This window comes from Robbsia andropogonis (assembly GCF_034047095.1).
GTDB lineage: Bacteria > Pseudomonadota > Gammaproteobacteria > Burkholderiales > Burkholderiaceae > Robbsia > Robbsia andropogonis.
The window spans coordinates 1,097,803-1,110,884 of record NZ_CP139170.1; the positions used below are offsets into that span (position 1 = coordinate 1,097,803).

General features: G+C 60.6%; 15 protein-coding genes and 1 other RNA gene. 10 read left to right on the forward strand and 6 right to left on the reverse strand.

Annotated features, from left to right (window positions below):
- The first annotated feature begins 35 nt into the window (after window positions 1–35).
- From SJQ66_RS18350 to SJQ66_RS18360, 3 genes are read left to right on the forward strand one after another with little or no spacing between them, the layout of a single operon-like run.
- Complete coding sequence (locus tag SJQ66_RS18350; RefSeq protein WP_024902615.1) at window positions 36–776, forward strand: amino acid ABC transporter permease; 741 nt, start codon at window positions 36–38, stop codon at window positions 774–776.
- Window positions 776–1,456 carry a glutamate/aspartate ABC transporter permease GltK gene (gltK, locus tag SJQ66_RS18355; protein WP_024902616.1) on the forward strand — a complete coding sequence of 227 codons (681 nt, stop codon included), beginning with the start codon at window positions 776–778 and terminating at the stop codon, window positions 1,454–1,456. Before SJQ66_RS18350 ends, gltK begins: the two co-directional genes overlap by 1 nt.
- Entirely contained in the window at window positions 1,453–2,178 is a 726-nt protein-coding gene (locus SJQ66_RS18360) for an amino acid ABC transporter ATP-binding protein (RefSeq protein ID WP_024902617.1), read from the forward strand. The genes gltK and SJQ66_RS18360 overlap by 4 nt, the downstream gene beginning before the upstream one ends.
- A gap of 167 nt (window positions 2,179–2,345) precedes the next feature.
- Here SJQ66_RS18360 and SJQ66_RS18365 read toward each other — a convergent pair whose 3' ends face one another.
- The 3 genes from SJQ66_RS18365 to SJQ66_RS18375 all read right to left on the reverse strand — a co-directional run bounded on the left by SJQ66_RS18365 (window position 2,346) and on the right by SJQ66_RS18375 (window position 4,222).
- A complete protein-coding gene (locus SJQ66_RS18365; protein ID WP_157684952.1) occupies window positions 2,346–2,489 on the reverse strand; it encodes a hypothetical protein in 144 nt (47 codons plus the stop codon).
- Window positions 2,490–2,540: 51 nt separating this feature from the next.
- On the reverse strand, window positions 2,541–3,194 hold the full coding sequence (locus SJQ66_RS18370; RefSeq protein ID WP_024902618.1) for a hypothetical protein: 654 nt from the start codon (window positions 3,192–3,194) through the stop codon (window positions 2,541–2,543).
- An 86-nt stretch (window positions 3,195–3,280) separates the two neighbouring features.
- The gene (locus tag SJQ66_RS18375) at window positions 3,281–4,222 is read right to left on the reverse strand and encodes a class II glutamine amidotransferase (protein WP_024902619.1); all 942 of its coding nucleotides are present in this window, start codon (window positions 4,220–4,222) and stop codon (window positions 3,281–3,283) included.
- Between the two features lie 423 nt (window positions 4,223–4,645).
- On the opposite strand from SJQ66_RS18375, the gene pyrC reads away from it, so the two are divergent.
- Window positions 4,646–5,722, forward strand: a complete 1,077-nt coding sequence (pyrC, locus tag SJQ66_RS18380) for a dihydroorotase (protein WP_024902620.1) — start codon at window positions 4,646–4,648, stop codon at window positions 5,720–5,722.
- 63 nt (window positions 5,723–5,785) lie between these two features.
- Window positions 5,786–6,217: RNase P RNA component class A (gene rnpB, locus SJQ66_RS18385), an RNA gene on the forward strand.
- A gap of 65 nt (window positions 6,218–6,282) precedes the next feature.
- Here rnpB and SJQ66_RS18390 read toward each other — a convergent pair.
- Window positions 6,283–6,714 carry an OsmC family protein gene (locus tag SJQ66_RS18390; protein ID WP_024902621.1) on the reverse strand — a complete coding sequence of 144 codons (432 nt, stop codon included), beginning with the start codon at window positions 6,712–6,714 and terminating at the stop codon, window positions 6,283–6,285.
- A gap of 851 nt (window positions 6,715–7,565) precedes the next feature.
- Here SJQ66_RS18390 and rplM point away from each other — a divergent pair.
- From rplM to erpA, 3 genes are all read left to right on the forward strand, one after another.
- Window positions 7,566–7,994 carry a 50S ribosomal protein L13 gene (gene rplM, locus SJQ66_RS18395; RefSeq protein WP_024902622.1) on the forward strand — a complete coding sequence of 143 codons (429 nt, stop codon included), beginning with the start codon at window positions 7,566–7,568 and terminating at the stop codon, window positions 7,992–7,994.
- A gap of 12 nt (window positions 7,995–8,006) precedes the next feature.
- A complete protein-coding gene (gene rpsI, locus SJQ66_RS18400; protein ID WP_320535138.1) occupies window positions 8,007–8,399 on the forward strand; it encodes a 30S ribosomal protein S9 in 393 nt (130 codons plus the stop codon).
- Between the two features lie 259 nt (window positions 8,400–8,658).
- Window positions 8,659–9,024: an iron-sulfur cluster insertion protein ErpA gene (erpA, locus tag SJQ66_RS18405; RefSeq protein WP_320535139.1), complete on the forward strand. Its 366-nt coding sequence runs from the start codon at window positions 8,659–8,661 to the stop codon at window positions 9,022–9,024.
- A 102-nt stretch (window positions 9,025–9,126) separates the two neighbouring features.
- Here erpA and SJQ66_RS18410 read toward each other — a convergent pair whose 3' ends face one another.
- Window positions 9,127–10,326: an anhydro-N-acetylmuramic acid kinase gene (locus SJQ66_RS18410; RefSeq protein ID WP_036008562.1), complete on the reverse strand. Its 1,200-nt coding sequence runs from the start codon at window positions 10,324–10,326 to the stop codon at window positions 9,127–9,129.
- 108 nt (window positions 10,327–10,434) lie between these two features.
- The gene (locus SJQ66_RS18415) at window positions 10,435–10,791 is read right to left on the reverse strand and encodes a hypothetical protein (RefSeq protein ID WP_157685638.1); all 357 of its coding nucleotides are present in this window, start codon (window positions 10,789–10,791) and stop codon (window positions 10,435–10,437) included.
- Window positions 10,792–10,942: 151 nt separating this feature from the next.
- Here SJQ66_RS18415 and tyrS point away from each other — a divergent pair, with 151 nt between their 5' ends.
- Together tyrS and SJQ66_RS18425 are read left to right on the forward strand one after the other, a co-directional pair.
- Window positions 10,943–12,211 (forward strand): tyrosine--tRNA ligase, encoded by a 1,269-nt coding sequence (gene tyrS / locus SJQ66_RS18420; protein ID WP_046151974.1) that lies wholly within the window; start codon window positions 10,943–10,945, stop codon window positions 12,209–12,211.
- Between the two features lie 6 nt (window positions 12,212–12,217).
- On the forward strand, window positions 12,218–13,081 hold the full coding sequence (locus SJQ66_RS18425; RefSeq protein ID WP_253463136.1) for a histidine phosphatase family protein: 864 nt from the start codon (window positions 12,218–12,220) through the stop codon (window positions 13,079–13,081).
- Window position 13,082 lies beyond the last annotated feature (1 nt).

A 13,082-nucleotide genomic window follows, 5' to 3' on the forward strand; every position in this document is an offset into this window, starting at 1 on the left:
AGGCAACCGGTTTTTTTCTTGTTCTGGAGTTCACCATGGCTTATCACTGGAACTGGGGCGTCCTGGCGAGCCCGGTTTCTACCGGCGAGCCCACCACCTATTTTGGGTGGATGCTGTCGGGATTGGCGGTTACCGTGGAGCTGTCGCTATCGGCGTGGGTGCTGGCGCTGATTTGCGGATCGTTCTTTGGCGTCATGCGCACAGTGCAGGGGCGATGGTTACCTGCAATCGGTACGGTTTACGTGGCGATTTTTCGTAACATCCCGCTGATCGTTCAATTCTTCATCTGGTATCTGGTGATTCCCGAGCTGTTGCCAAAGGCATGGGGCGATTGGTTCAAGCAACTGGACCCCACTATTCAGTTCTTCTCGTCCAGCATCATCTGTCTTGGCTTGTTTACCGGCGCGCGTGTTTGCGAGCAGGTCCGCTCCGGCGTGCAGGCCTTGCCGCGTGGTCAGCGCAATGCCGCGTATGCACTGGGTCTGACCCAGCCACAGGCGTATCGTCATGTGCTGCTGCCGGTGGCGTTCCGCTTGATCGTGCCGCCGCTGACGTCCGAATTCTTGAACATCTTCAAGAACTCGGCCGTCGCGTCCACGATCGGACTGCTTGAGCTGTCGGCGCAGGCGCGGCAGCTCGTGGATTACACGGCGCAACCGTATGAGTCGTTCATCGTCGTGACCGCCACGTATTTCCTTATCAATATGATCGTGATGGCCTTCATGCGCTGGGTCGAGAAACGGACGCGCCTGCCTGGCTACCTGGGAGGCAAGTAATGCATCACGAATTCGATTGGTCTTCCATTCCCGCGTCGCTCAACACGCTGTGGCATGGTGCGGTCGTGACGTTCGAGATCACGGTCTGCGCGATCGTCGTCGGCATCCTGTGGGGCACGGTGCTTGCGTTGATGCGCCTGTCGCCGGTAAAGCCCCTGGCCTGGTTCGCATCAATCTATGTCACGCTGTTCCGTTCCATCCCGTTGCTGATGGTGCTGTTGTGGTTCTTCCTGCTGGTGCCGCAACTGCTGCAGTCGGTGTTTGGTCTGTCGCCCTCGGTTGATATCCGTTTTGTGTCGGCGATGACGGCGTTCTCGCTGTTCGAGGCCGCTTATTATTCGGAAATTATCCGGGCGGGCGTGCAGAGCGTGGCGCGCGGTCAGGTGCAAGCTTCGTCGGCGCTCGGCCTGACCTATACGCAATCAATGCGGTATGTCGTGTTGCCGCAGGCGTTCCGGGCGATGGTGCCGTTGTTGCTGACGCAGGGGATCGTATTGTTCCAGGATACATCGCTTGTGTACGTGATCGGTCTGGCCGATTTCTTCCGTACCTCCACGAATATTGGTGACCGCGACGGTACGATGGTCGAAATGGTATTGTTTGCGGGCGCTTGCTACTTCGTGGTTTCAGTAATCGCGTCGACGCTCGTCAAACGGATGCAAAAAGGGGTAAGCAGATGATCGTAATGAAGGACGTGTCGAAGTGGTATGGCCAGTTTCAAGTGCTGACCGACTGTTCGACGGAAGTGAAGAAGGGCGAGGTTGTCGTTGTCTGCGGGCCGTCCGGCTCCGGTAAGTCAACGTTGATCAAGACCGTCAATGGTCTGGAGCCGATCCAGCAGGGCGAGATTCTGATCGACGGAGCATCGGTGACCGACAAAAAGACGAACCTGTCGAAGCTGCGTGCCCGTGTCGGCATGGTGTTCCAGCATTTCGAACTGTTCCCTCATCTGTCGATCACGCAGAACCTGACGCTGGCGCAGGTGAAAGTACTCGGTCGGGGCCGTGACGAAGCCACGCAGAAAGCGTTGAAGCTGCTCGATCGCGTGGGCCTGCGTACACATGCGGACAAGTTTCCGGGCCAGATGTCGGGCGGTCAACAGCAGCGCGTGGCGATCGCCCGAGCGCTATGCATGGACCCGATCGCGATGCTGTTCGATGAACCGACTTCAGCGCTCGATCCTGAAATGATCAATGAAGTGCTCGATGTGATGGTGGAGTTGGCGCAGGAAGGGATGACGATGATGTGCGTAACCCATGAAATGGGATTCGCTCGCAAGGTCGCCCATCGCGTGATCTTCATGGATCAGGGCTTGATTGTCGAGGACGACCGTAAGGAAGCGTTCTTCGATAGTCCGAAGTCGGATCGCGCAAAGGATTTCCTCGCGAAAATCCTCCACTAAGCATTAAGCAACCATACTGCGCGGCGTAAGGGCCGCGGGAGAGGAAGGGCCAGGTGCCCGCCCGTCCCGCGGCCCTTTATCATCAGGGGTCAAGCCGCGCAGCGCATTGATGGCGGAAGGCTGCGTCAGACGAGATCGCTGGGCGAATCGACGGGGCCACGGCTGCGTTAATAGCAGAAGCGCGAACACTGAGACGCGCCCACGAGCGCACCACCGACGACCGCGCCGGTCAGGAATGTCTGGAAATTCGTGGCACAGCCTTGTGTGCCCAGCGCAGCAACGGTGCCGATGATCAATACAATTTTACGCATGATGTTTCCTGCATCGTTGATTGCCCACGGCCGCGCGTGGCTACCGGGGCGTTACAGCAGCAGCGATACGATTCCACCAACGGTGATGGCCGCGCCTACCCATTTGCCCGCCGAGTACCAGGAATCAGTGTTCTCCTTGGCCTCTTCCGGGCTTTGCAGGCCCAAGGTGCCATAGGCGAGCGATTTCAATGCAGACCCATCCTTCGCGTCTGCCGCGGCATTCTCTGCTTTTTTCTCTTCGCTTGCGGCTGCGTCGTTTGCCGACTTCACGCCTACCGTTGACCCGGAGGCTTTGTCCACGGACTTTGCGGCATGCGCTTGTTCCGTTTCGTGGGCAGCTTTCGCGGCGGATGATAGCGACACCTTGCTGCTGGCCGCTGCCGACGTTTTGGAAGGCGTGTCCGAGGACCCGGCCGCTTTTGCGTCCGGGTCCTTGCGCTTGCTGCTGGCCACGCTGGCCGTACTGGCTGCGGGGGCGTTCGTCACATCCATAACTGCATCCTGTGCGATCACAATGAGCGGCATCGTCGGCATGCCTTGTAAGCCATAACGGCTTGCCATAGTCGGATCTTGAGGGAAAAGTGCGGTGATGGCGAAAAAAGGGGGGCGCACGATGGCATGGTGGCCCCGGTGTGGCGCCAGCGAGACAACCGGCACGGACTGCCGCATCGTGTTGCAAATAACCGCCACTGAACCATCGGTCATGCGTCAAGTCGGCGACGGAGATGGCCGCGCCTCGCCGCTAAGCGGTCGCGCGCATTGTCCATGCCAATTGGCGGGCGTGGATACGTTCAGCTTCCGGCGACGGCGCGATCATCCTGATCGTCGAGCGACAAGGCCGCGCGGAACGGCAGCATGGCGGGAAAGGTCATCGCCGCGCGGGGCAATGTCGCGGCTTCGGAGGGGTGGCGTTCACGCGGCCGTGCCGCAACTTCCAGCACCGCGGGGGGGACGGCAAGGCGGCGTGAGGTGATCCGCTCGCCGTCGCGGAACAGGAACAGATCGCCCGGCGAAAACGCGGTCCACACTTCGTTGTCGGTCAATGGCAATGTACCGATGACGGTTACACGGTCTTCCGGTGTAGTGTATTGCGCGAAATCGATCGACATGTCCTCGTCCACCAGATGGGCGGTCGAGAAGGGCCATTGGCGCGTGAGGTATTGCAGGTGCGTCGAGCAGTGCGCGAACATGGCCTGGCCGTTCGACATCAGGAAGTTGAATGAGCCATGCTGGCTGATACCCGCCGTGATCTCGGCAACCGCATCGAACACCTCATCCAACGGCGGCTGGTCGCCGGGAAAGCGCCGCCGCAATCCTTCGAGCATTTCGCAAAAGGCCAGCTCGCTGTCCGTGCCACCAACCGGTTGGTAAAATCCTGTCAACGAAGGCGCGTAGTCTTTCAGGTCACCGTTGTGCGCGAAGATCCAGTGGCGTCCCCACAATTCGCGCATGAAAGGGTGGCAGTTTTCAAGCATCGGCGCGCCCTGGGTGGCTTTACGGATATGCGCGATCGTGTTCTTCGACTTGATCGGATAGCGTTTTACCAATTCCGCGACAGGTGACTGACACGACGACTGGTGGTCGATGAACAGCCGACACGCTTTTTCCTCGAAGAAGGCAATGCCCCAGCCGTCCGCATGGTGGTCCGTGATACCGCCGCGCGCGGCAAATCCGGTGAACGAGAAGCGCACATCCGTGGGCGTCGCGCAATTCAGACCCAAGAGCTCACACATAAGGCTGGCGGCTCCTTCAGCCGCGGACAATCAAGTAAAAGCGGTCCATGGCGCATGGACCCAATCGGACGCCGTTGCGCTTGCCTGGGCTGACCGACGCGGTGAGACGTCGGTACAATAGGCGCGCTTTGTCTTGCCTCGGCGCCCGAACAAACGACGAGCCAAGCATAGCATTGCGACGATTGTCTTAAAAGTTCATAGAAAAGTAGTTGCGAGCAATCGCGGCAAAATGCGGCGGGGCGGCAACAGCGTCCCGGGACGAATCTTATCGCGCGATTGATCGCGCGGGTGGCGCCGGACGTTTGTCGTGCCCGGAACATCCGCATTTCGCCCGCGCCCGCCCGCCGTTCGCGATAAACGTATCATCCAGCAAACAAGCCGATTTTTCCGACCGACGCCGCCATGACTTCTGCCGCTCCCACCATGCCTTCCGCTTCCTCGTCGACCGCTGCCCCGGTGTTGACTTCCCTGACGATCGCCCGACCCGACGACTGGCACTTGCATGTCCGGGACGGCGTCATGCTGGCCGAGGTTCTGCCGCATACGGCACGCCAATTCGGTCGCGCGATCATCATGCCGAACCTGAAGCCTCCGGTCACCACCACGGCGCTGGCCCAGGCTTACCATGACCGGATCGTCGCCGCGCTGCCGACCGGCGCATCGTTCAAACCGCTGATGACGTTGTATTTGACCGACAACACGCCACCGAACGAAATTCGCCGCGCGCGCGATAGCGGCATCGTCCATGCGCTGAAGCTCTATCCGGCCGGTGCGACAACGAATTCGGACGCTGGCGTGACGGATCTGGCGAAATGCGCAAAGACATTGGATGCGATGCAGGAAGCCGGCTTGCCGCTGCTGGTGCATGGGGAGGTCACGCATGCGGATGTCGACTTGTTCGACCGCGAGCGGGTGTTCATCGATGAGGTGATGATCCCACTACGCAAGCGGCATCCTGCATTGAAGGTGGTGTTCGAGCATATCACTACCCAGGAAGCGGCGGAGTACGTGCGGGACGCCGACGCGTTGCCCGGCACGCTGGGCGCGACGATCACGCCACAGCACCTGTTGTTTAACCGTAACGCGATCTTCACCGGTGGCGTGCGGCCCCATTATTACTGCCTGCCGGTGTTGAAGCGCGAAACGCACCGTGTTGCGCTGGTCGCCGCCGCCACGTCCGGTAATCCGCGTTTCTTCCTTGGTACGGACAGTGCGCCGCACCAGCAGGACACAAAGGAAAATGCGTGTGGTTGCGCCGGATGTTTTACCGCCCCACACGCGATGGAACTGTATGCGGAAGCGTTCGAGGACGCCGGTGCATTGGACAAACTGGAGGCATTCGCCAGCTTTCACGGGCCTGATTTTTACGAACTGCCGCGCAATACGGATAAGGTGACGTTGCGTCGCGAATCGTGGACCTTGCCTGCCGTTTATGGCAAGGATCAGAGCGCTGTGGTGCCGTTGCGCGCCGGTGAAACGCTACGCTGGAAGCTGTTTTGATCGGAGCGCCTGTGTCGCGCGGCAGGGCGATGACAAAGGGGCGCATGCTACACTTCCGTTCGCAAAGTGTTCCAGGCAGCCGCCGCCTGCGTTGTCTCTCATCGTCACGCGTTGACGGGGAAAGGGGGCAGGGGGAGGAAAGTCCGGACTCCACAGGGCAGGGTGATGGCTAACGGCCATCCGTGGCGACACGCGGAACAGGGCAACAGAGAACAGACCGCCGATGGCCGTTGCATGCTCGCATGCAACGGATCAGGTAAGGGTGAAACGGTGCGGTAAGAGCGCACCGCGGCTGGGGCGACCCAGACGGCACGGTAACCTCCACCCGGAGCAATTCCAAATAGGCAGGCACGGCGCCGGTAACGGCGTCACGACGGGGCCCCCGTCGGTCTGCGGGTAGGGAGCTCGAGCGCATCAGCAATGGTGCGTCTAGATGAATGGCTGTCGCGCGCTTCGCGGCGCGAACAGAATCCGGCTTATCGGGACACTTTGCCCCCATTCCGCGCCCCACGCTTCCTGCCGGAGACGTGGGGCGTTTTTCTTGCCGCGCCGGCCCGCGGTCAGGGCGCGGCTGAATCGACGATGTCGAACGAATGCGTCAACGCCGCCGTGTGCGCCAGCATGACGGACGCCGAGCAATACTTGTCGTGCGACAGATTGATTGCGCGTTCCACTTTCGACGGATCGAGATGTCGTCCGCTGACGGTGAAGTGAAAATGGATTTTCGTGAAGACCTTCGGGTCTTCGCTGGCGCGCTCGGCGTCCAGTTTTACCGTGCAGCCTTGCACATCCTGACGGCTTTTCTTCAGGATCATGACGACATCGTAGGCGGTGCAGCCGCCCGTGCCCACCAGCAGCATCTCCATTGGCCGCGGTGACAGGTTTCGGCCGCCCCCTTCCGGTGCGCCATCCATCGTGACCAGGTGTCCGCTGCCGGTCTCCGCGGCGAACGCCATACCCTCGGGGCCCATCCAACTGATCTTGCATTCCATTATGGCTTCACTCCTCTTAGATGCGCATTCTACCTCCGGAGAAATCATAGCTTGTGTAAGCCCTTGTTTTGTTCTCTGAAACGACAAAAACAAGTGATTGTTATATCAAATAGATGCCAGGTTTAATAAACAGTCGTGCTGCAAATGGATGAAATCGCGATGAATCTTTTCACATCGCTGCACTGCTTGATTTTTCGCCATGCGAAAGTAGTTTTCATATTATGAAAAGATGTTTGTAACGTGATATTTGCGCGTCTATAGTGAATCTAGCGGGCAATTGCCCTGCGATGCGGGCTCCTCGGATGATAATGCGCCGGCGCCGCCGCAATGCTGATTTACGACGTGCTGTCATGGCGCGGCGTCTGCCGTGGGCGTCGGGTTCCCCTGTCTCCTCCATCCGCTGCCGACTTCGTCGCGTGGATGGATTCGCCCGGAGGGCTTTCTTCCGGGCATTTTTTTTATCTAATCGATGCAGGCAAGAGGGATGGGGTATTGCCGCGGTGATCGGTCCGAGGGGCCATGGTGACGTGTTGATCGCACGCTGTCAGGTCGATTGTCGGGTAAAAGCCGTCTCGCTACGCAAGAATTGCGTTATACTCGCAGGCTCTTCCGATAAAAGCTCGTCGGGGAGGACGGCCGCAAGGTCGGGCAGCATATGTGACATGTCGATGCCGACGCGGTATCGGCGCGGGGAAATCGATCAAAGGATTTCCGCCGTGCGGGGCAAGTTGGCGCGGCATGATGCATCGCCGCCCAGGCGCAGGGAAACGACGGCCAGACCTCTGGCCGATAAGAGTTCTACACACCTGGGACGGCGCCGTAAGAGCGCATTTTTTTATTTTGGATCAGTCATGAAGACATTTTCTGCTAAGGCCGAAACGGTCGTGCACGAATGGTACGTGATTGACGCGACGGATAAGGTTCTCGGCCGTGTCGCCAGCGAAGTGGCACGCCGCTTGCGCGGGAAGCACAAGCCTGAATTTACTCCTCACGTCGATACCGGCGATTTCATCATTATCGTCAACGCCAGCAAGTTGAAGGTAACCGGCAAGAAGACGACGGACAAGAAGTACTTCCGTCATACCGGCTACCCGGGCGGCATCTATGAAACGACGTTCGGCAAGATGCAGGACCGTTTCCCGGGCCGCGCGCTGGAGAAGGCCGTGAAGGGCATGCTCCCGAAGGGTCCCCTCGGTTACGCGATGATCAAGAAGCTCAAGGTCTACGCCGAGGGTACGCATCCGCATTCGGCGCAACAGCCGAAGGCGCTCGAGATCTAAGGAGCCTATACCGTGATCGGAAATTGGAATAACGGCACTGGTCGCCGCAAGAGCGCGGTTGCCCGTGTCTTCATCAAGTCGGGTTCGGGCAAGATCGTTGTCAACGACAAGCCCATCGAGCGGTACTTCTCGCGTGAGACGTCGCTGATGGTCGTGCGTCAACCGCTGGAACTGACGAACAACCTGTCGACGTTCGACATCAAGGTCAACGTCCATGGCGGTGGTGAAACGGGTCAAGCGGGCGCCGTGCGCCACGGCATCACCCGTGCGCTGATCGACTACGATGCGACGCAAAAGCCGGCTTTGTCGGCTGCGGGCTTCGTGACGCGTGATGCGCGTGAAGTCGAGCGGAAGAAAGTTGGTCTGCGCAAGGCACGTCGCGCGAAGCAGTTCTCGAAGCGTTAATTTGCATCGAGCGCGCGGGGAGGGCGGGAACGGTCTGCCGGATTTGCCCTCCACGCTAAGGAAAACGCCGTTGGATGCCTTTGGCACTTCCAGCGGCGTTTTTGTTTTTGACGTCCCGCTGTTGCTTTCCTGATGCCGCAAGTCCCTGTCGCTGGCAGGTGTACCCGCGCAATCCGCCGCGATGCGCCACTTCGGACTAAAATCGGGGTTATGCATAGGCCCTGCGCCACAGAACAAGCAGTATCCCCTGGAGAGATCAATGAATGCTGTGACAGACACGCCCGTCGCCACCCCCCCAACGTTCCTGGTGTTCACCGACTCGGCCGCCGGGAAGGTGAAAGAGCTGATCGAAGAGGAAGGCAACCCGGACTTGAAGTTAAGGGTGTTCGTGCAGGGTGGTGGCTGTTCCGGCTTTCAGTACGGATTCACGTTCGACGAGGAAGTGAACGAGGACGATACGGTAATGGACAAGAATGGCGTTCAGTTACTGATCGATTCGATGAGCTACCAGTACCTCGTGGGTGCGGAAATCGACTATAAGGACGACCTGAACGGTGCGCAGTTCGTGATCAAGAATCCGAATGCGACCACGACCTGCGGATGTGGATCGTCGTTCTCGGTATAACGATACAGCGTCGGCGGTAATCGGTAAGGCCCCGGCACCCTGTGCCGGGGCCTTTATTCTTTTGCGTCGTCAAACAAGCATGGGAGGGCACCCCGGTGTCCCTTAGCGCGGATACAGAGCACCCAGGACGCGTAGGCCCCGTGCGCCGGTCACCGCAGGCAGATTGCCCGGCAGGCGCTCGACAAAGCGCATTGCCAGCCAGGCAAACGCCAATGCTTCCACCTGCTGAGCGTCAATACCGAGCGTATCGGTGATCTGCAGCGACGGCGGTGCGCGCCCGTCGGCGTCGAACACGGCACGCAACGCGTTTTCCAGCTCCGCCATCAGTGTGGGATTGCAGGCACCGCCCCCACAGACGTAGACGGCATCGCACGCGGGAGCATATCGGCCGATGTCCCGTGCAATAGCGATAGCGGTGAATTGCGTCAGCGTGGCTTGCACGTCGGCAGCGGCGGGTGGGGCGGCTTGCAGACGCGCATGATTTGCCAACTTGGCATCCAGCCAGCCGATGTTGAACAGATCGCGCCCGGTGCTTTTCGGGGGCGGGTGATCCAGGAACGGTTCCTGGAGCAATACGCTCAGCAGCGCTACGTCCACGCGTCCGGCGCGCGCGAGTTGCCCATCCACGTCATAGGGCGTGCCGATGGTGCGCTCGGCCCAGGCATCCATCAGCGCGTTGCCGGGCCCGCAATCGAAACCACGCGCCGCGTGACGTCCATCGAGAATCGAGACGTTGCTGATTCCGCCGATGTTGCAGATGACACGCGTGCGCCCGTCCACACCAAAGACGTCCGCGTGGAAGGCCGGCACCAACGGCGCGCCCTGCCCGCCGGCGGCAACATCCCGGCTGCGGAAATCCGCCACCACGTCGATGCCGGTTCGCTCGGCCAGCCGTGCTGGATCATTGCTTTGTCGCGTGTACCCCCGTTCCGGCCGATGGCGGATCGTCTGTCCGTGCGCACCGATGGCCGTGACGTCGCGCGCGCTCAGGCCGGTGTCGCGTAGCAAGATGTCGCAACAGGACCCGTACACGTCTGCCAGGACCTGCGTGGCGAATGCCTCCCGCGCGATTTCGTCCTCGCCGGGTGATTGCAGGGCAAAGAACGCTTCGCGCAATGCCGCGTCGAACGGGACATGTGCATGGCTAAGGATGCGCGGACTGGACGGGGCGGACAAGGGCCCGAAGGTGGCGATCACGCCGTCGACACCATCCATGCTCGTGCCGGACATCAGGCCGATGAAGTGGCGGATAAGCGGCGCGGGTGGGCGTGTCGATGATACGGTGTCGGTTACGCTGGGCATGGCAGGGCGGAGGGCGAATCGATGGGGCGGAAACAAGCCGATAGCGCGTGGCATCGGTGGCGGAGGAAACGGCTCGCTACCATGAACGTCGCGTCGTCGAGCGGTATTCTACGCGCCTCGTCTCGCCTCGCCGATTCCTGACGTCCATGCCATCGCCTCGCCCTGCGTACACGTCTCGCTGCACGCTGAAGTGTCCGTCCGGCGTTCTGCACGCCTTTGTGGCGATCGGGCGGGCCGACCTGCTTGGGCGATGACGCTCCCCGCGCCGGCCCACTTGTCCTGCTCCCAATGCGTGAGTGTCCTGAGCAAGGCATGTAACGCGGCTTTCATTTTCAAGTCACTTTGCCATTCGACATCGTCCGATCCGACGACACGTTCCGCGTTCGGTGATGTGTGACCGATCGAGAGACGATTGCGGCTCATATGGGCGAAGAATCGCGGCGGGTTCGGTACAATACGCGTCATCTCGCATCGATCGACGGGCATCGCGTCCAGGGTCTGAAGGTGTCACCGCCCGTCGGGCTGCACCTGCATCGACCGACCACCAGGCCGCGATCACGTCGATATGCCGTTTTTCGCGCGACTGTTGCGCTTTTTCGATACTGCCTGGCTTCGCATGAATTCTGACGCTCATTCCACCGACACGCTGTCCCCTCCCGCGCTTCCTGACGCGTTGCCTCTCACCGATACCGTGCGCGACGCGCTGGCCGAGATCAAGCGCGGCTCGGACGAGTTGCTGGTCGAGGCCGAATTCGCGCAGAAACTTGCGCGCGCGGAAAAAAGCGGCACGCCGCTGCGCATCAAGCTCGGTCTTGATCCTACCGCACCGGACATCCATCTGGGCCATACGGTCGTGCTCAACAAGATGCGCAAGCTGCAGGACCTTGGCCACACGGTGATTTTCCTGATCGGCGGCTTCACGTCGCTGATCGGTGATCCGTCCGGCCGCAACAGCACACGCCCGCCGCTGACCCAGGAACAGATAGACTCGAATGCGCTCACGTATTTCGAGCAAGCTGCGATGGTCCTGGATCGCGAGAAAACCGAAATGCGCAACAACACCGAGTGGTTGCAACCGCTCGGTGCGGCCGGCATGATCAAGCTGGCGTCGCAATCGACGGTTGCGCGGATGCTGGAGCGCGAGGATTTCACGAAGCGCTTTCAAGGTGGCGTGGCCATTTCGATTCACGAATTCCTGTATCCGCTGTTGCAGGGCTATGATTCGGTCGCACTGAAGGCGGACCTTGAACTGGGCGGCACTGATCAGAAGTTCAACCTCCTGATGGGCCGCGAGCTGCAAAAGGCCTATGGGCAGGAACCGCAGTGCGTCTTGACGATGCCGTTGCTGGAAGGACTCGATGGCGTCGAGAAGATGTCGAAGTCCAAGCACAACTACATCGGCATTGGCGAAAAGCCGAACGACATGTTCGGCAAGCTGATGAGCATCTCGGACACGCTGATGTGGCGCTACTTCGAACTGCTGTCGTTCGAGTCGCTCGGGCGCATTGCCGCGTTCAAGGCGGAAACCGAGGCAGGGCGTAATCCACGTGATTTCAAGGTCCAGCTTGCGCAGGAGATCGTTACGCGTTTCCACAGCAAGCAGGCTGCGGAAGGCGCGTTGGAGGATTTCAATCACCGTGCCCGCGGCGGTGTGCCCGATGATATTCCGGACGTCGCCCTGGGTGGCGCACCGCTCGGTATCGCGGCACTGCTGAAGCAGGCGGGACTGGTGCCGTCGACGACCGAGGCGAACCGGAATATAGAGCAGGGCGGTGTCAAGGTGGATGGCGCCACCATCAGCGACCGCGCCCTGAAGCTTGATGCGGGCACCTACGTCGTGCAGGTCGGTAAGCGTCGTTTCGCACGTGTGACGTTGTCGGCCTGACGCGCGATGACGCTGCCGTCCGCCGATACCTTGATACCTGACCCGACCTCGTCCGCTTCGTCATCGACGATCCTGCTGCTGATACGGCACGGCGAAACGGCCTGGAATAAGGCCGGACGAATTCAGGGGCATACCGATATCCCCCTATCCGATGTCGGCCTGGCCCAGGCGCGCATGCTGGTGCGGCGTTGGTTGCCGCCCGCGACGAAAGCCGGCCCTGTCCGGCAGGACGATATGCTTGCCGCCGGCGCATTGGGGCGGGGCTCTGGCGACGTGGTGCTCGCGGGTGATCCCGCGTCGTCGGTGCCGCGCGACGCATCGCCCTGGGTCCGGCCGTTGACGGCCGTGGTCAGCAGTGATCTGTCACGCGCGGCACAGACGGCGGCGCCGCTGCTGCAGGCTTTGGCACCGGATACGCCTCTCAAGGCCATCACGCATATGGCAGGATTGCGTGAACGCGCATTCGGTGTATTCGAACAGCAGGACAAGCAGACGATCGAACGGCGTTGGCCCGTCGCTTATGGGCGCTGGATCACACATGATCCGGACTTCGCACCGGAAGGCGGTGAATCGCTGCGGGCGCTTTATCAGCGTGTGATCGGGACATTGGGCGAGCAGGCACGTCGCCATATCGGCGGAACGGTTGCTTGTGTCGCGCATGGCGGGGTCCTGGATTGCGCTTTCCGTTTCGCGCATGGCGTCCCGCTGGATGTGCCGCGCGCCTGCGTGTTACGCAATGCCAGTATCAATGTGTTGCGGTGGTATTCGGGGACTACGCCTGAACAGGACCGAGCCGAGGTGCTTGCATGGTGCGATGTCGCCCATCTCGCCGATATGGCTGCGGATGAGGCCCGTGACGATCGGGTGTGAC